A 16,928-nucleotide genomic window follows, 5' to 3' on the forward strand; every position below is an offset into this window, starting at 1 on the left:
AGCTCCGGGGACGCGCACCGTGCGGGCAGTTCGCCGGTCTCGACGTCCGACCGACGCTCAGCGACGACGCAGCCGCCGCGAACTGCCTGCGTCGTGCTGCGGACGACGCAGCTGCGGTGGTCCGGCCGACGGCCTACGCGCAGGGGTGGACCCCCGGCTCGCCCGGACGCTCGATCCCGCGCTCGTCGAGGATCCGCTCCAGCAGCGTCGGACGGGCGGGCATCAGCCCGTCGACACAGGCGTCGATCATCGCGTTGTAGGTCGCGGCGTCGTCCGGGGCCGTGCCGCTGAACCACACGTGCACGGCGTAGCCGTCGGCGTGGGCCCGCGCGACGAACTCGGGGGTGAGCACCCGGATGCCGGAGCTCTCGACGGGCACCTGGAGGGCCACGGTGCCCTCGAGCGGGCGGGTGCCGTACAGGAAGTAGGCGGTGAGCTGCTGCCGGCCGGGCGCGAGGCCGGTCGCGGGCGAGCGGCGGTGGAAGTCGGCCAGCGCCGCGTCGTCGAAGGAGGACACGATGACGTCGTCGCGGCCCGCGTCGTTGACGAAGTCCGCGAGCAGGCGACCGGTGCGGAGGTAGGAGGCCGCGTCGGAGTCGGCGGTCCCCTTGATCTCGATGTTGATCGGCAGCCCCGGGAAGCGACGGAAGACCTGGGCGAGCGTCGGCACGGCGAAGTCCGTGCGCTTGTAGCCGCTCGGGGCGGGACGCTCGCCGGTGCGCACGCCCCGGAACCTGTACTTCTTGGCGCGTGCGTCGTGGGTGGTGCCGCGGCGCGGGACGAACCAGTGGGCGGCGTCGAGCCGCCGGACCTGCCGCAGGGTCAGGTCCTCGACCTTGCCGGTGCCGTCCGTGGTCTCGTCGACCATGGCGTCGTGCAGCACCACCAGCTTCTTGTCGCGCGTGGACTGGACGTCCAGCTCGATCATGTCCGCACCGAGCCGCTCGGCCCGCTTGAACGCGTACATGGTGTTGGTGGGCGCCTCGAGCTCCCCGCCGGAGTGGGCCATGTTGAGCACCCGCTGCTGCAGCCACGGGTTGTCCTCGGCCGCGGCCTGTGCGGGCGCGGCGGCCGTGCTCGTGAGGAGCGTGGTGAGCAGGGTCGTCAGGAGGGCGGGGAGGGCGAGCGCTGCGCCGAAGGACTTCACCCGGCAGACCCTAGGGCCCGGGACGGACGGCGGACAGACCTCAGGGGTAGGTGATGCCGGTGACGTCCTGGCTGATCTCCCACAACCGCCGCTGGGCGTCGGGGTCCATGGCGAGACGGCGCGGCGTGACCACCTGCGGCGTGCCGGACATCTCGCCGGGACCGCTGGGACCGACGTACGTCGAGCCGGGCAGGTCGGCGGTCGCGGCCATCAGCGTGGGCCACGCGCCGGCCGCGGCGGACTGCGACACGGCCTTGACGGCGGCGTCGAGGATGGCCGCCGGGCCGCCCCGGGCGCCACCGAGCTGGCCGTTGACGACCAGGTGCGTGCCGGCGAAGCCCGGGTGGGCCGCCAGTGCGGTCACCGGCAGGTGCGCCTCCCGGCAGCGCCGGTCGAGATCGAAGGTGAAGAGCAGGTTGGCCAGCTTGGACTCGCCGTAGACCCGCCAGCGGCGGTAGCGGCCCTCCTGGTGTCGCGGGTCGCCGAGCGGGGCCCGGCGGGCCACCTTGTGCATGCTCGAGGAGAGGGTGACCACCCGGCCGCCGGCGGCGGTGACCTGGGGGAGGAGGAGCCCGGTCAGCAGGAACGGCCCGAAGTGGTTGGTCGCCATCTGCGACTCGAGGCCGTCGACCGTGCGCCGGTGGGGGACGGCCATGATCCCGGCGTTGTTGACCAGCACGTCGATCGGCCCGAACCGCGACGCCTCCTCGCCCGCGCGTCGTACGGAGGAGAGGTCGGCGAGGTCGACCACCAGGCGCTCGAGCCGTGCACCGGGGACCTCGGCGGTGATGGCCGCCTCGGTCTCGGCCAGCCGGTCGGCACCGCGGCCGGCCAGCACGACCCGGGCACCGACGCGGGCCAGCTCGAGGGCCGTGTGGTGGCCGAGCCCGCCCCGGGTCGTTCCGGTGACCAGCACGGTGCGCCCGGTCAGGTCGGGGAGGTCGGAGACGGACCAGCCGTCGCTCACGGCGTGACCGCGAACCCGTCCAGGACCCGGGTCGCGAGGTCGGGGTCTCCGAAGACCTCGACCCGGCCGGGCTCGGGGTCGCGCCGACCGCCGGCCAGCAGGACGAAGGACTCGCGGTCGGTGCGCACCCCCACCGTGGGCTCCGCGGGCACCTCGTCGAGGCGTCGGCCGCGACCGTCCTCCGACACGACCGCGGCGACCGGGGCGTGCCCCTCGACCTCGACGACGACGGTGGTGCCGGGCTCGGCGCCGACCCGCTTGGCCAGCACGAAGCCGAGGCTCTCGCACAGGTAGTCGACGGAGTGGACGGCCGCGTCGGCGCCCAGGCCGCCCGGCTCGCCGACCGCGCGGCGTACGTCCTGCTCGTGCATCCACAGGTCCAGCGGACGGTTGCGCAGCAGCGTGAGCGTGGACCACCCGATCGCGCCGTAGACCCCCGGCGCGGGAGCGTCGGGGTCGGTCGGCGGGTCCGCCAGCAGCGCGGTGTGGCGCGCCGTCGCCGCGGCCCGGATCTCGTTGATGAGGTCGTCGGGGGTGGCGTCGCGGCGGGCGACGACGCCCTGCTCGGTGAAGCGGCCCATCATCCCGCGGGCGTGCGGCACGTCGCCGATCTCGACGTCGACGTGCTCGCCGCCGGCCAGCAGCGACTCGAGGTGCGCGGTGTGCGCGGCGACCGCGTGGACGTCCCAGCCGGGCAGGTCGGTGCGCGTCGACCACTGCTCGGCCGGCACCTTCTCGAGCAGGGCGGTGAAGTCGTTGACGGCCTGCCACCACAGGTCGACGTAGCCGGTCAGTGCGACGTCGCCGCGGCTGTCCGCGGGAGGTGTGCTCATGGATCGAACCCTAGTGCTCCTCGTCCCGATCGGGCTCACTCGTTCGCCTGCGGCGCCGGTCGGTGACGCCCTAGGGTCCGGACCGCGGTCACGACGACTGCCTACCTGATGGAAGAGAGTCACGTGCGCCTTCGTACCGCCCTGCTGGCCGTGGTGTCCCTGGTCCTGGCCGGACTGAGCCTGCCTCCCGCGTTCTCCGCAGCGGACGTGGCCTGGACGAGTCGGCTCTCGGGGACGGTCCTCGGACCGGACGGCCCGGTGCCGTACGCCAAGGTGACGCCGATGCGGTGGGTGGCACCTCAGCCCCCGGTCACGACGGGTGGGTGGGCGCCGCTGCACACCGCGAGCGGGGCGGACGACGTCGAGGCCGAGACGGATGCCGCGGGCCGGTACGAGCTGGTCGTCCCGGCAGGGACCTACCGGCTCCGGGTGGTCACCTACGACGGCAGCCTCGCCCAGCAGTACTACCCCAGCGGCACCACCGTCGAGAGCGGTCTCGACGTCTCGGTCGCCGAGGGCGGCACGGTCGCGGGGCTCGACGTCCGGCTGGGACCGGGAGGGAGCCTGTCGGGGACCGTCACCGGTCCTGACGGCGTGGGGCTCGGCGTGGTGTACGTGCGCGCCTACCGCGTGGGCGACACGGCCGCGCCGGTGTCCGTGACGTACGTGTTCACGTCACCCGACGGGCGCTACCGGTTGGCGGGCCTGCCGGCGGGCGCCTACGTCGTGGCGTTCAACGACCTCCAGAACCGCTACGCCACCGAGTACTGGCCCAACGCCGCCAACGCGGCAGCAGCGACGCCGATCACCGTCGTGGCAGGCGCGGAGAACGGGGGTATCGACGAGGTGATGGCGGCGCCGTCCACCGCTCCTCCCGTCGTGCCGACGGACACCGGCGTGGTCCGCAACATCACCCGGCCGAAGGTGACCGGGAAGCCCCGTGTCGGCACCCTCCTGCGGGTCGACAAGGGAGTCTGGGCGCCGGCGACGATCCCGCTCTCCTACCGGTGGCTCGCCAACGGCAAGCCGATCGCCAAGGCTCGGCGGGCCAAGCTGAAGGTCACCCGGTCGCTCCTCGGCAAGCGCATCGCGGTCGAGGTCACGGGGTGGAAGATGGCGTGGGTCGCGGCCACGGTGACCACCAGGGCGACGAAGCGCGTGCGCCGCTGAGAGGATGGGGGACGTGCATGTCCGTGCCCCTGAGCTCACCGGCCGCGGCTGGCTCAACACCGCCGCCCCGCTGTCCGTCCGCGACCTGAGAGGTCGCTTCGTCCTGCTCGACTTCTGGACGTTCTGCTGCATCAACTGCCTGCACGTCATCGACGAGCTGCGCCCGGTGGAGGAGCAGTACGCCGACGAGCTGGTCGTCGTCGGCGTCCACTCGCCCAAGTTCGTCCACGAGGCCGACCCCGACGCGCTGGTCGCCGCCGTCGAGCGGTACGCCGTCCACCACCCGGTGCTCGACGACCCCGAGCTCACGACGTGGCAGGCCTACACCGCGCGGGCGTGGCCGACCCTGGTGCTGATCGACCCGGAGGGCTACATCGTGGCCCAGTACGCCGGCGAGGGCCACGCGCACGCGATCGCCTCGCTGCTCGAGGACCTGGTCCCCGAGCACCGCGCGCGAGGCACCCTGCAGCCCGGTGACTCGCCGTACGTCCCGCCGGTCGTGGAGCCGAGCGACCTGCGCTTCCCGGCCAAGGCCGTGCCGCTGCCGGCCTCGTCGGTGGTGACCGGCGGCGTGCTCGTCGCCGACGCCGGGCACGACGAGGTGGTGCTGCTCGACCACGACGGCGGCGTGGTCCGTCGCTTCGGCGGCTTCCGCGAGCCCAACGGCCTGTGCCTGCTGCCCACCGAGGTCGCGTCCGGGGTCGGGTACGACGTCGTGGTCGCCGACACCGTCGGGCACCGGCTGGCCGGCCTCTCGCTCGCGACCGGTGACGTGCGGACCCTTGCCGGCGACGGCACCCAGTGGATGCAGGGCGACGGCACCGAGCGGCTCAGCAGCCCGTGGGACGTGGCGTGGTGGCAGGACCGGGTCTGGATCGCGATGGCGGGCATCCACCAGCTCTGGACCTTCGACCCGGCCACCGGCGAGGTCGAGGTGGCCGCGGGCACCCTCAACGAGGGGCTGCTCGACGGTCCCGCGGGCGAGGCGTGGTTCGCCCAGACCAGCGGGCTGGCCGCCGACGGTGACCGGTTGTGGCTGGCCGACGCCGAGACGTCCTCGCTGCGCTGGATCGACGCCTCGGGCCGGGTGCACACCGCCGTCGGCACCGGGCTCTTCGACTTCGGCTTCCGCGACGGCACGGCCGACGTCGCGCTGCTCCAGCACCCGCTCGGCGTGGCCGTCCTGCCCGACGGCTCGGTCGCCGTCGCGGACACCTACAACGGCGCCGTACGCCGCTTCGCCGACGGCGAGCTGACCACGCTGGCCGTCGACCTGGCCGAGCCGAGCGGGCTGTACGTGGACGGGGGCGACCTCGTCGTCGTCGAGTCCGCCGCCCACCGGCTGACCCGGGTCGCGCTGGGCGCGAGCGCGGCGGCGGCCGACTTCAGCCACACCACCCAGCGCCCGGTGACCGACGTCGGAGCCCGGCTGTCGCTCGAGATCGCCTTCACCCCGCCGCCGGGCCAGAAGGTCGACGACCGCTTCGGCCCGCCCTCGCAGCTGCTGGTCACCGCCACCCCGCCCGCGCTCATCCGCGAGGGCGAGGGCCGCGGCACCGACCTGCGCCGCGAGCTCGTCCTCGACCCGGCCGTGGGGGACGGCGTGCTGCACGTCGCGGCCCGGGCCGCCTCCTGCGACGAGGGCGGTGGCGAGGGCGCGGCCTGCCACATGCACCAGCAGGACTGGGGCGTGCCGGTGCGGATCACCGCCGACGGTGACGCCGTGCTCGCCCTGCCCCTGGGGGGCGTGGCGGACGCCGCGCTCTGAGTCGCCCGCCGTCCAGGGTGGTGGCACATCGCGCGCCCCGGAGGCAGATCCCGGCGATGTGCCGCCACTGTGGAGGGGCCACCGGCGATGTGCCGCCACTCTGCGCGCGTGCAGCGCCGGCCGGGGCGTCGCGGACCGTCGGTGCACGGATTCCGGACGCCGGGGTCCTACCCTCGGGGCAGTGACGGCGCACCGGCGTCGTCGTACGAAGGAGCTGATCATGGGTATTGGTCTCGGCATCGTCCTGCTCGTCCTCGGTCTCATCCTGCTGACCGGAGCCGTCGACCTGAGCGCCATCGACGAGTTCGTCGCCAGCGAGACGCTCGGCTGGATCCTGGTGGCGGCAGGTGTGCTGTCGCTCGTCCTCGCGCTGGTGATGAACCAGCAGCGCTCGCGCACCACGCACGTCGAGGAGCGCCGCGAGGTCTGACCTCGACGCCCCTGGGCAGAGTGGGGTCGGATGACTGTGGCGCCGTCCCCGCGGCGCTTGTAGCGTGCGAAGCGCCGTCCCGACAGGCGGGCGCACTCACCCAGGGGCAGTCATGGACATCGTCATCATCGGTGGCGGCATCGCCGCCGCCAACGCAGCGCGAGAGCTCCGTGACCAGGGGCACGAGGACGGCATCGTGGTCCTCGCCGCCGAGCGGCACCTGCCCTACGAGCGCCCCCCGCTGTCCAAGGGCATCCTGCTCGGCGACGCGACGCCGGAGTCCGCGCACGTCATGGAGCAGCACTGGTACGACGACAACGACGTCGACCTGCGCACCGGCACCGAGGTCACCAGCATCGACCTCGACCGCCGCCAGGTGCACGCCGGTGCCGAGTCGGTGCCCTACGACCGGCTGCTGATCGCCACCGGGTCCACGCCCCGCCGCCTCGAGGACCTCGACGACTCCGACGTGTCGGTGACCTACCTGCGCACCATCGACGACTCGGTGGCCCTCAAGGAGGCCTTCCTCGGCCACATCCTGGTCGTCGGTGCCGGCTGGATCGGCCTCGAGGTGGCGGCCGCCGCCCGGCACGCCGGCGTGGACGTCACGATCGTCGACCCGGCCGAGCAGCCGCTGCTGGGCGTCCTGGGACCCGAGCTGGGCGCCAGGTTCGCCGAGCTCCACCGCGGCCACGGCGTCGACCTGCGCCTCGGGACCAGCGTCGCGTCCACCGAGGGTCGCACGGTGATCCTCACCGACGGCCACGAGGTGACCCCCGACCTGGTGGTCGTGGGGATCGGCGCGGTCCCCGACGTCCGCCTCGCCGAGGAGGCCGGCCTCGCCGTCGACAACGGCGTCCTGGTCGACGAGACGCTGCGTGCCAGCGACCCCTACGTGTTCGCCGTCGGGGACGTCGCCAACCACGCCCACCCCGTGCTGGGACGTCGCATCCGCGTCGAGCACTGGGACACCGCGCAGCACCAGGGCCGGGCCGCCGCGCGCGCCATGCTGGGTGACGACCAGCCCTACACGCGGCAGCCCTACTTCTTCACCGACCAGTACGACATGGGCATGGAGTACGTCGGCAGCGTCGGGCCCGACGGAGCCGACGAGATGGTGGTGCGCGGCGACGACCTCGTCGCCGGCCTCACCGTCCTGTGGGCCAAGGACGGCACCGTCGTCGCGGGCATGCACTCCAACGACTGGGACGCCATCGACACGATCCGCGCCCTGGTCGGGCAGCCGGTGCCGGAGAAGTTCTCCGACACCAGTGTTCCGCTCGCGGACCTGGCGGGCTGAGGGCTCAGAGCCAGCCGCGCGACTGGGCGATCCGCGCCGCCTCGCCCCGGGTCGACGCCCCCGTCTTGCCGATCGCCGAGGAGAGGTGGTTGCGGACGGTGCCCTGCGACAGGTGGGCCGCACGGGCGATCGTGGCGACCGGCGAGCCGTCGAGCGCGAGCCGCAGGATCTCGGTCTCCCGCGCGGTGAGCGGCGACGGTCCTGCCATCAGGGACTCGGCGGCCAGGGTGGGGTCGACGACGCGCAACCCGGCGTGGACGCGGCGTACGGCGTCCGCGAGCTCGCGCGCCGGGGTGTCCTTGACGACGAACCCGGCCGCCCCCGCGTCGAGCGCCCGACGGACGTAGCCCGGCCGACCGAACGTCGTGACGATCAGCGACCGTACGCCGGGCAGCTCACTGCGAAGCAGCTCCGCCGCCTCGAGCCCGGTGAGGCCGGGCATCTCGATGTCGAGCAGGCACACGTCGGCGCCCGACTCCCGCGCCGCCTCGACGACCTCGTCGCCGCGGCCGACCTGGGCCACCACGGTCAGGTCGCTCTCGAGGTCCAGGAGCGCGGCGAGCGCCCCGCGCACCAGTGCCTGGTCGTCGGCCAGCAGCAGGCGGATCACGGGAGGACCACCTCGAGCCGGGTGCCGGGTCCGGCGTCGCCGACGACCAGCGTGCCGCCGGCGTCGGTGACCCGCTCGCGCATCCCGCGCAGGCCGTTGCCCTCCGGCCGCGTGACGCCCGCGCCGTCGTCGGTGACGGTGATGCCGCGCGGGCCGAGGTCGACCACCACGGTGGTCGCCGCCGCGTGCCGGACCACGTTGGTCACCGCCTCCCGCAGCACCCAGGCCAGCAGGGTGCGGTGCCGCGGGTCGGTGTCGGCCACCTCGCCGTGCACGACGGTGCGGACGCCGGCGTCGGCGAGGACCCGGGGTGCCGTGTCCAGCTCCACCTCGAGGTTGCTGGCCCGCAGCCCGCCCACCGTCGAGCGGACCTCGGCCAGCGCCTGCCGCGCCGTCTCCTGGATCGACACCAGCTCGGCGCGCGCCCGCTCGGGGTCGACGTCGATGAGCCGCGCCGCCAGCTCCGCCTTGATGCTCAGCGCGGTGAGGGAGTGGCCGAGGACGTCGTGGACGTCGCGCGCCACGCGCTCGCGCTCGGCGACAAGCGCGAGCTCCGCGCGGCTCTCGTCGGCGCGGTGCTCGCCCTCGGTGAAGACCCGCAGCAGGACCATCCCGATGATGATCGGCCACACCATGAGGAAGAAGAACGCCGGGAACCCGTCGCCTGCCACCAGGGACAACAGGGGGAGCAGCGCCACCACGGCGGTGACGCGCGGCCACCACGGGGACGGCAGCATCAGCGCGGCGTAGACGCCGAGGTAGGGCGTCAGGCCGATCGCCTCGATGCCGATGATGGTGGCGGTGGCCAGGGCCAGCGCGATGAGCAGGCCGAAGACGAGCCACGGCCGGTCGGCGAGCCAGCCGTAGCCGGCCAGGTAGACCACGGCGAACGCGGTGATGAAGGCCAGACCGACGGCGGTGACCACGACCGAGTCGGTCGCCTGGAACGTCTCGATGACCGGGTAGACGAGGAAGACCAGCCAGATCCCCGCGAAGACCCACGCCCACCGCTCCCACGGGGAGGTGGTGGAGGTCGGGGTCGCCTGCGCTGCAGGCGTCACACCCGCTCCTGCCCCCGCCGCAGGCCCCAGAGCGCCACTCCCGCGAAGATCACCGTCCACGCGAGCACGTTAGCGACCGGCAGCCACAGCGGGTCGTGGGTGTCGACAGGTGTCCAGCCCTCGGTGAGCGGGTAGCGGGCGAGCGCGGCGTACCCGTAGAGCGGGGTGAAGCGGCCGATGTCGAGGATCAGCCCGGACATCGGGGTGAACACGTTGCCGAGGAACGCCATGATCACGATGAGCCCGGACGCGATGCCGACCGAGTTGTCGCTGCGGAAGGCCAGGCACACGGCCAGGCCGTAGACCGCGAACAGCGCCGAGCCGGCCCACACGATGACGCCCGACAAGAGCCAGTCGGACGTGGTGCCGGACGCACTGGTGGCCGCGCCGATCGCGTAGATGAGGGCGACGGGGACGGCGGCCACCGCCATCGCGAGGCCGGTCTTGAGCGCGATGAAGGACAGCGGGCGCAGGGGGGTGAGCGCCAGCTGGCGACCCCACCCGGTGGTGCGCTCCACCGCGGCGCTGCCGGCGACGCCGGTGGTCGCGGTGACGGCGCCGTACGACGCCATCGAGATCATCACGTACATCGCCACGTTGCCGCTGCCGACCGGGTCGTCGGAGCCGAGCCCGAAGACGACGTACATGAAGGCCGGCAGGGCCACGACGAAGAACATCTGCACCCGGTCGCGCACCTGGCGGCGCAGGTCGAGGGCGGCGTAGCCGACCAGGGCGGCCGGGGTCTGGAGGGTCGTGCTCATCGGGAGGCTCCTGCGAGGTCGTCGGTGCTGATGCCGGTGCCGGGGCCGGCATCGGGACTGGTGAGGGCGAGGAAGGCGGCCTCCAGGCTGGCGCTGGAGAGCTCGACGTCGGTGACGCCGAGCGGCGCCAGGGCCTGCTCGACCCGGGCCAGCCAGGCGGGGTCGACGCCGTCGCGGTGCACCACCGCGGCCGGCGGGCGGAAGGAGACGGTCCGGCCGCCGAAGGCTGCGCGCACGTCCGCCGTGGGGCCGTCCGCCACGATCCGCCCGCCCTTCATCAGCACGGTGCGGGCCGCGAACTCGTCGGCCTCGGCGAGGTAGTGGGTGGCGAAGACGATGGTGCGCCCGCTCGACGCGTCCGCGCGCATGGTCTCCCAGAAGGCCTGCCGGCTGCCCACGTCCATCCCGGTGGTCGGCTCGTCCAGCACGATGAGGTCGGGGTCGGGCACCAGGGCCAGGGCGAACTTGAGGCGCTGCTGCTCCCCGCCCGAGCACGCCTGGACGCGGCGCCGGGCGATCGGACCGAGGCCGGCCCGCTCGACCACCTCGGTGACCCGGTCGCGGCGACCGTGCAGCACGGCGATCGCCTGCACGGTCTCGAGCACGGTGAAGTCGGGGAGCAGGCCGCCTGTCTGCATCACCGCGCTCACCCGGCCGGCGGCCACGGCGCGACCGGGAGCCTCGCCGTACACCTCGACGGTCCCGGCGCTCGGGCTGGTGAGGCCGAGGAGCATGTCCACGGTGGTGGTCTTGCCGGCCCCGTTGGGACCGAGGAAGGCGACGATCTCGCCGGGCGCGACGGTCAGGTCGACGGCGTCGACGGCGGTCACGGACGCGCCGTCGGGCAGGCGGAAGGACTTGGTGAGTCCGGTGGCGCGGATGGCCGCGGCGGGGGCTGGGGTGCTCATGCGTCCAGCGTGGCCGGGAACGGCCGCCGGTCCCCGGTCCGGCTGTCACGACCTGGGGATGACACCTGTCACGAGTCGCGGTCCGACCGGTGGTTGAGGTGCGAACGCAGCGAGCCTCGAAACCACACGTCAACGCGGGTTTCGAGGCTCGTCGCTGGCGCTCCTCGCACCTCAACCACCGGAGGCGAGGCCCTGGATCAGAACGCGGCCTCGTCGAGGTCCATCAGCGAGAGGTCGGTGCCCTCCGCGATGGCCCGCTCGGCGGTGATCCGGGGCAGGTTGGTCTGCGCGAAGAACTGCGCCGCCGCGACCTTGCCCTCGTAGAACGCGGTGTCCTTGCCGGGGTCGCCGCCCAGCTTGCCCAGCGCGACCTCGGCCTGGCGCAGCAGCAACCAGGCGCACACGACGTCGCCGAGCGCCATCAGCAGGCGGGTGGTGTTGAGCCCCACCTTGTAGATGTTGCGCAGGTCGCCGTTCTCGGAGGAGGCGTCGGCCGACATCAGGTCGTTGATCATGTGACCGACGATGGCGTTGGCGTCCTCGAGCGCGGTCGCGAGCAGGGCCCGCTCGTTCTTGAGGCGACCGTTGCCGGCCTCGGAGGCGATGAAGCCCTCGATCTCCTTCGCCAGGTGGCCCAGCGCGCGGCCCTGGTCCTTGACGATCTTGCGGAAGAAGAAGTCCTGGCCCTGGATCGCCGTGGTGCCCTCGTAGAGGGTGTCGATCTTGGCGTCACGGACGTACTGCTCGACCGGGTACTCCTGGAGGAAGCCGGAGCCGCCGAAGGTCTGCAGCGACTCGGTGCCCAGCAGGACCCACGAGCGCTCGGAGCCGTAGCCCTTGACGATGGGCAGCAGCAGGTCGTTGACCGCGGCGGCCAGCTCGTCCTTCTCGCCGGCGTGCTCGGCGACCATGACCCGGTCCTGCCAGGTCGCGGTGTAGAGCACCAGGGCGCGCATGGCCTCCGCGAACGACTTCTGCGTCATCAGCGAGCGGCGTACGTCGGGGTGGTGCGTGATCGTCACGCGCGGCGCGGTCTTGTCGGCGGCCTGGGTGAGGTCGGCGCCCTGGACGCGGTCCTTGGCGTACTCGAGGGCGTTGAGGTAGCCGGTCGAGAGCGTGGCGATGGCCTTGGTGCCGACCATCATCCGGGCGTTCTCGATGACGTCGAACATCTGGGCGATGCCGTTGTGGACCTCGCCGAGCAGCCAGCCGCGTGCCGGCTCGCCGCCGCCGACCTGCGGGTCGCCGAAGGTGACCTCGCAGGTGTTGGAGACCTTGATGCCCATCTTGTGCTCGACGTTGGTGACGTAGACGCCGTTGCGCTCGCCGGTGAGCTCACCGGTCTGGTGGTCGAAGTGGTAGGTCGGCATCCAGAACAGCGACAGGCCCTTGGTGCCCGGTCCGCCGGCGCCCTCGACGCCCTCGGGGCGGGCGAGGACGAGGTGCATGGTGTTGTCGCTGAGGCCGCCCTCGGCCGAGGTGATGAAGCGCTTGACGCCGGTGACGTTCCAGGAGCCGTCCTCGTTGGGGGTGGCCTTGGTGCGGCCGGCCCCGACGTCGGAGCCCGCGTCGGGCTCGGTCAGCACCATGGTGCAGGGCCACTGACGCTCGACCATGATCTCGGCGACGCGCTGGTCGCGCTCGTTGCCGTTGTTGTAGACGACGCCGGCGAACGGCGGGCCCGCGGCGTACATCCACACGGGGGCGTTGGCGCCCAGCACCATCTCGCCCATGGCCCACACGAGGGAGGAGGGCGCGGGGGTCCCGCCGAGCTCCTCGCGGATCTGGAGGCGCCAGTACTCGGCGTCCATCCAGGCCTGGTAGCTCTTCTTGAAGGACTCGGGCACGGGGGCCGTGTGCGTCTCGGGGTCGAAGACCGGCGGGTTGCGGTCGCTGTCGACGTACGACTCGGCGAGGTCGTCACGCGACAGGCGGGCCACCTCGGCGAGGATCTCGCGCGCGGTCTCGCCGTCGATGTCGGCGAAGGGCCCCTGGCCCAGGACCTCGTCGCGGCCGAGCACCTCGAAGAGGTTGAACTCGATGTCGCGCAGGTTGCTCTTGTAGTGGCTCACGATCCACCTATTCCGTGTCGGGGCACCGGTCCCGACGGGGGATCCGGTCCAGTGGTGGCCATCCCCGCGGAGCGGTTCCGGCGACGAGCAGCCCGTGCTGCTACTCGTCAGTAACAAAATGATGCCTCGCCGAGCGGCCGCACGCAACACGAACGCCCCAGATGGGTCCATGGGGCGGGTCACAGCCGCGATGACTTGACCCACTTGATTACGTATCTCTAGCCTTTGACTAGACATACGCAGAAGAAGGGTCGCACCTCCATGCGCAAGCTCATCGTGCTCGGCTTCGTCGGGCTCATCGCACAACTCATCGACGGGTCCCTGGGCATGGCCTACGGGGTCACGTCCTCCACGTTGCTGATCGCCGCCGGTGTCGCCCCGGCAGCGGCATCGGCCGCCGTCCACTTCTCCGAGATCGGCACCTCGCTGGTCTCGGGTGCCTCGCACCACAAGCTCGGCAACGTCGACTGGCGCACCGTCTCGATCCTCGCCGTGCCCGGTTTCGTCGGCGCCTTCCTCGGCGCGACGGCACTGTCCAACCTCGACGCCGCGATCGCCAAGCCGATCGTCGCGACGATCCTGCTGAGCCTCGGGCTCTACGTGATCTACCGATTCCTGCGCCTGGGTGGTCGCCGCCCGCAGTTCAAGGCGCGGCCCTCGGCCGGCTTCCTCGCCCCGATGGGCCTGGTGGCCGGTGCCCTCGACGCCGTCGGTGGCGGCGGGTGGGGCCCGGTCGGCACCACCTCGCTGCTCTCCAGCGGTCGCCTCGAGCCCCGCAAGGTGGTCGGCTCGATCGACACCTCGGAGTTCGTCGTCGCCGTCGGCGGCTCGCTCGGCTTCATCCTCGCCCTGGGCAGCCAGGGCATCAACTGGGGGTACGCCGCGGCGCTGCTGGCCGGCGGCGTCATCGCCGCGCCCATCGCCGCGTGGCTGGTCAAGCACCTCGCCGCCCGCGTCCTCGGTGTCGCGGCCGGTGGCCTGATCGTCCTCACCAACACCAAGACGGTGCTCGAGTCGCTCGGCGCCAGCGGCGTCGTCGTGGCGCTGGCCGCGGCCGTCATCTTCACCCTGTGGGTGACCGGCATCGCCTGGGCGGTCAAGCAGGAGCGCCTCGCCCGCGTGGTCGCCGACGACCGTCCGATGGAGCCCGCGTCGGCCTGATCGCCGACCACGTCGGGCCCGATCGGGACAGTTCGGGCCCGACGTGGAGTGAGTTGGGCGACTTGTCTGACAAACTGCTCCCATGCGCGTCTCCGCCAAGGCCGACTACGCCCTCCGGGCGCTGATCGAGATCGCCGTCCGTGCCGACGGCTCCGCGGTGAGCGCGGAGCAGCTCGGCAAGGCCCAGGACATCCCCCACGGGTTCCTCCAGGCCATCCTCGCCGACCTGCGCCGGGCCGACATCGTCGTGTCCCAGCGCGGCCAGTCGGGCGGATGGCGCTTCGCCCGCGGTCCCGAGACGGTCACCGTCGCGGACGTCATCCGGGCCGTCGACGGCCCGCTCGTGTCGGTCTACGGCCTGCGGCCCGAGGCGGTCGCCTACGGCGAGTCCGCGCAGGTGCTTCAGCACGTCTGGATCGCCGCGCGCAGCTCGCTGCGCGGCGTCTTCGAGCGGGTGACGATCCAGGACCTCGCCGACGGCACCCTGCCGGACGAGGTCGCCTCGCTCACGGCCGACGACGACGCCTGGCAGCCGCACTGAGCTGACGTGGACTTCCACGCACGTGCGTGGAAGTGCAGCCCTGCCAGGGTGATCGAGCCTGAACTTCCGCGCAGGTGCGTGGAACTTCAGCGCCGGTGCCGGACGAGGTCGCCTCGCTCACGGCCGAGACGACGCGCGGCAGCCGCACTAGGCAGCGACGTCGCGGCGCCGGCGGCCGAGCTTGGCCAGCCGACGCTCGTGCTCTGCCTGACGGGCGCGCGCGACGAGGCGGGCGAGGCGCGCCCCGAGCTCGGCGGAGGTGACGGACGCGTCCACTGGCAGCACGTGGATCCGCGAGGTCCTCCTGACGTACGGCGCCCAGGCGCCCACGAGGTCCGCCGCCGCGTCGTCGAGGCCGGCCCCGCCGTCGACGGCGGTGCCGAAGGCAGGAGGCGTGACCACGAGGTGCAGCCGCATCCCCATCAGCCCGTCGACCGCCAGGGCCACCTGGTCGGGGGTGGCGTCCGCGAGGCCCGGCTGGCACACGAGCACGTCCCGCTTCGCCTTGAAGGCCTTGCGGCAGACCTTCGCCCACGCGCCCTCCACGTCCTTGCGGCGCAGCCCGAAGGCCTGGTGCCGCCGGCGGATCTCGACGTCGGCACGATCCAGCAGGTCCTGGTCGACCGCCGGGAGGACGACGCCCGCCGCGGCGAGGGCTGGGTCGTCCCGCAGTGACTCGTGGGGCGCGTCGAGCCCCGGGACGGCAGGACCGACGTGGAGGAACACGGTGCGCTTGGCCATGGCCCCACCGTGGCGGAGGCGCCCGTCGTACGGGTGAACGCAGGTCCAACGGCGGCGGGGGAGCCGGCGAAGTTCCCCGACGTGCAACAACGACGGTGGTTCAGTGCGTCCCAGGGGTGACGCCGAACCACCCGAGGAGCGAGATGTCCCGCAGGCACGAGGAGTTCGAGGAGTTCGCCCGCACGCGGACCCCCCAGCTCTACCGGTCTGCCTGGATGCTGTGCGGGGACGCCCACCGCGCCGAGGACCTCGTCCAGGACACCCTGGCCAAGGTCTTCGTCCGCTGGCACCGACCGCTGGGGGGCGGGATCGACAACCCCGCCGCCTACGCCCACACGGCGCTGGTCCGCACCTACATCAGTGCGCAGCGCCGTCGCAGCAACCACGAACGCCCGACCGAGCACCTGCCCGAGCAGGCCGCGACCGGAGCCGAGCACCCGGAGGGCGCGGCCACCCGGCTCACGCTCGCCGCCGCGCTCGAGCAGCTCGCGCCGCTGGATCGCGCCGTGCTGGTGATGCGGTACCTCGACGACACCTCCGTCGCCGACACCGCCGCCGCGCTCGGGGTGAGCGGGCAGGCCGTGCGCAACCGCACGCTGCGCGCGCTCGACCGGCTGCGTGCCGTGCTGGGCACCTCGCTCGACGACCTCATCGAGTCCGGAGGCTCCTGATGACCATCCCCGACCACGGCGTCGACCTGCTGCTGCGGCGTACCGCCGACGACCTCGCCCTGCCCGACATCGACCGGCTCGTCGCCGGCGGCGTCTCCCGCGGCCGCACCCGCCGGCGCCGCGCCCGGATCGGTGCGGCGGTCGCCTCGGTCGCCGTGATCGGCGTCGTCGGCGCCGCGGCGGCCGTCGTGCCCCGGCTCGGCGGTGAGGTGGACTCCGCCCGCGACCCGCGGCCGGTCCAGCCGGCCACGTCGGGCCCGACCGCCGGGTCCCCGGACGTCGCGCCGCCCGCCGATGTCCTGCGGCCGCTGGTGGCGCCGGACGAGATGGCGCAGACGATCCGGGACATGACCGGAGCAAGCGACGTGCACGAGGTCTTCGTGGACGGGTCCGGGAAGGACCTGCCCCGGCTCTTCTACGGGTCGGTCCGCAGTGGGTTCGTCTCCTTCCGCATCCGTTGGTACAACAACCCGCTGGTGGTGGAGGACGGCGGGCAACCACTGGCGCCGAGCCACATCTGCCAGCCGGCCGTCGAGCCCGACTGCACGACGCTGCCCGACGGCTCCCGTCTGCTGCGCGAGGACGTACATCAGTCCGGCGGGACCGGCGTCCCGCCGACCTTCCTCGAGCGGTCACTGACCCTGGCCACCCACGACGGCTGGCAGATCGACGTGATCGCGTACAACAGCACCGGCGAGAAGGAGGGCGTCGTGGTCGCCCCCGAGCCGGTGCTGACGATGGCCGAGCTGGAGGCGCTGGCCACCAGCGACGCGTGGTACGCCTGAGT

Annotated in this window: 17 protein-coding genes; 8 read left to right on the plus strand and 9 right to left on the minus strand. The window is 73.0% G+C overall.

The features are described from left to right. Positions 1–133: 133 nt before the first annotated feature. From ASG94_RS11735 to ASG94_RS11745, 3 genes are read right to left on the minus strand one after another with little or no spacing between them, the layout of a single operon-like run. The gene (locus ASG94_RS11735) at positions 134–1,147 is read right to left on the minus strand and encodes a glycerophosphodiester phosphodiesterase (RefSeq protein WP_056926651.1); all 1,014 of its coding nucleotides are present in this window, start codon (positions 1,145–1,147) and stop codon (positions 134–136) included. Between the two features lie 40 nt (positions 1,148–1,187). Further along, positions 1,188–2,114, minus strand: coding sequence for an oxidoreductase (locus tag ASG94_RS11740; RefSeq protein WP_056926652.1), 927 nt, complete (start codon positions 2,112–2,114; stop codon positions 1,188–1,190). Next, positions 2,111–2,947, minus strand: a complete 837-nt coding sequence (locus tag ASG94_RS11745) for a maleylpyruvate isomerase family mycothiol-dependent enzyme (RefSeq protein WP_056926653.1) — start codon at positions 2,945–2,947, stop codon at positions 2,111–2,113. Before ASG94_RS11745 ends, ASG94_RS11740 begins: the two co-directional genes overlap by 4 nt. A 123-nt stretch (positions 2,948–3,070) precedes the next feature. On the opposite strand from ASG94_RS11745, the gene ASG94_RS11750 reads away from it, so the two are divergent. The 4 genes from ASG94_RS11750 (at position 3,071) to ASG94_RS11765 (ending at position 7,615) form a co-directional block, all read left to right on the plus strand. Next, positions 3,071–4,117, plus strand: coding sequence for a carboxypeptidase-like regulatory domain-containing protein (locus ASG94_RS11750; protein ID WP_056926654.1), 1,047 nt, complete (start codon positions 3,071–3,073; stop codon positions 4,115–4,117). Between the two features lie 13 nt (positions 4,118–4,130). Further along, entirely contained in the window at positions 4,131–5,885 is a 1,755-nt protein-coding gene (locus tag ASG94_RS11755) for an NHL domain-containing thioredoxin family protein (RefSeq protein WP_200958103.1), read from the plus strand. Between the two features lie 181 nt (positions 5,886–6,066). Further along, a complete protein-coding gene (locus ASG94_RS11760; RefSeq protein WP_235537245.1) occupies positions 6,067–6,315 on the plus strand; it encodes a DUF6458 family protein in 249 nt (82 codons plus the stop codon). 112 nt (positions 6,316–6,427) lie between these two features. Next, complete coding sequence (locus ASG94_RS11765; RefSeq protein WP_056926657.1) at positions 6,428–7,615, plus strand: NAD(P)/FAD-dependent oxidoreductase; 1,188 nt, start codon at positions 6,428–6,430, stop codon at positions 7,613–7,615. A gap of 4 nt (positions 7,616–7,619) precedes the next feature. Here the strand turns inward: ASG94_RS11765 and ASG94_RS11770 are convergent, their stop codons facing one another. From ASG94_RS11770 to ASG94_RS11790, 5 genes are all read right to left on the minus strand, one after another. Continuing rightward, on the minus strand, positions 7,620–8,225 hold the full coding sequence (locus ASG94_RS11770) for a response regulator transcription factor (RefSeq protein WP_056926658.1): 606 nt from the start codon (positions 8,223–8,225) through the stop codon (positions 7,620–7,622). Then, on the minus strand, positions 8,222–9,286 hold the full coding sequence (locus ASG94_RS11775; RefSeq protein ID WP_056926659.1) for a sensor histidine kinase: 1,065 nt from the start codon (positions 9,284–9,286) through the stop codon (positions 8,222–8,224). The genes ASG94_RS11770 and ASG94_RS11775 overlap by 4 nt, the downstream gene beginning before the upstream one ends. Further along, complete coding sequence (locus tag ASG94_RS11780) at positions 9,283–10,047, minus strand: ABC transporter permease (protein WP_056926660.1); 765 nt, start codon at positions 10,045–10,047, stop codon at positions 9,283–9,285. Before ASG94_RS11780 ends, ASG94_RS11775 begins: the two co-directional genes overlap by 4 nt. After that, the gene (locus ASG94_RS11785; protein ID WP_056926661.1) at positions 10,044–10,955 is read right to left on the minus strand and encodes an ABC transporter ATP-binding protein; all 912 of its coding nucleotides are present in this window, start codon (positions 10,953–10,955) and stop codon (positions 10,044–10,046) included. The genes ASG94_RS11780 and ASG94_RS11785 overlap by 4 nt, the downstream gene beginning before the upstream one ends. A 197-nt stretch (positions 10,956–11,152) precedes the next feature. Further along, positions 11,153–13,027 carry an acyl-CoA dehydrogenase gene (locus tag ASG94_RS11790; RefSeq protein WP_056926662.1) on the minus strand — a complete coding sequence of 625 codons (1,875 nt, stop codon included), beginning with the start codon at positions 13,025–13,027 and terminating at the stop codon, positions 11,153–11,155. A gap of 261 nt (positions 13,028–13,288) precedes the next feature. Here ASG94_RS11790 and ASG94_RS11795 point away from each other — a divergent pair, with 261 nt between their 5' ends. Continuing rightward, complete coding sequence (locus tag ASG94_RS11795) at positions 13,289–14,188, plus strand: sulfite exporter TauE/SafE family protein (RefSeq protein WP_056926663.1); 900 nt, start codon at positions 13,289–13,291, stop codon at positions 14,186–14,188. 82 nt (positions 14,189–14,270) lie between these two features. After that, entirely contained in the window at positions 14,271–14,729 is a 459-nt protein-coding gene (locus tag ASG94_RS11800) for an RrF2 family transcriptional regulator (protein WP_056926664.1), read from the plus strand. 147 nt (positions 14,730–14,876) lie between these two features. Here the strand turns inward: ASG94_RS11800 and ASG94_RS11805 are convergent, their stop codons facing one another. Further along, positions 14,877–15,470: a hypothetical protein gene (locus tag ASG94_RS11805; protein ID WP_056926665.1), complete on the minus strand. Its 594-nt coding sequence runs from the start codon at positions 15,468–15,470 to the stop codon at positions 14,877–14,879. A 143-nt stretch (positions 15,471–15,613) separates the two neighbouring features. Between ASG94_RS11805 and ASG94_RS11810 the strand changes: the two genes are divergently transcribed. Both ASG94_RS11810 and ASG94_RS11815 read left to right on the plus strand, forming a co-directional pair. Further along, entirely contained in the window at positions 15,614–16,141 is a 528-nt protein-coding gene (locus tag ASG94_RS11810) for a SigE family RNA polymerase sigma factor (protein WP_056926666.1), read from the plus strand. Next, entirely contained in the window at positions 16,141–16,926 is a 786-nt protein-coding gene (locus ASG94_RS11815) for a hypothetical protein (RefSeq protein ID WP_056926667.1), read from the plus strand. The genes ASG94_RS11810 and ASG94_RS11815 overlap by 1 nt, the downstream gene beginning before the upstream one ends. Positions 16,927–16,928 lie beyond the last annotated feature (2 nt).

The sequence above is a fragment of the Nocardioides sp. Soil805 genome (genome assembly GCF_001429625.1).
Lineage (GTDB): Bacteria > Actinomycetota > Actinomycetes > Propionibacteriales > Nocardioidaceae > Nocardioides.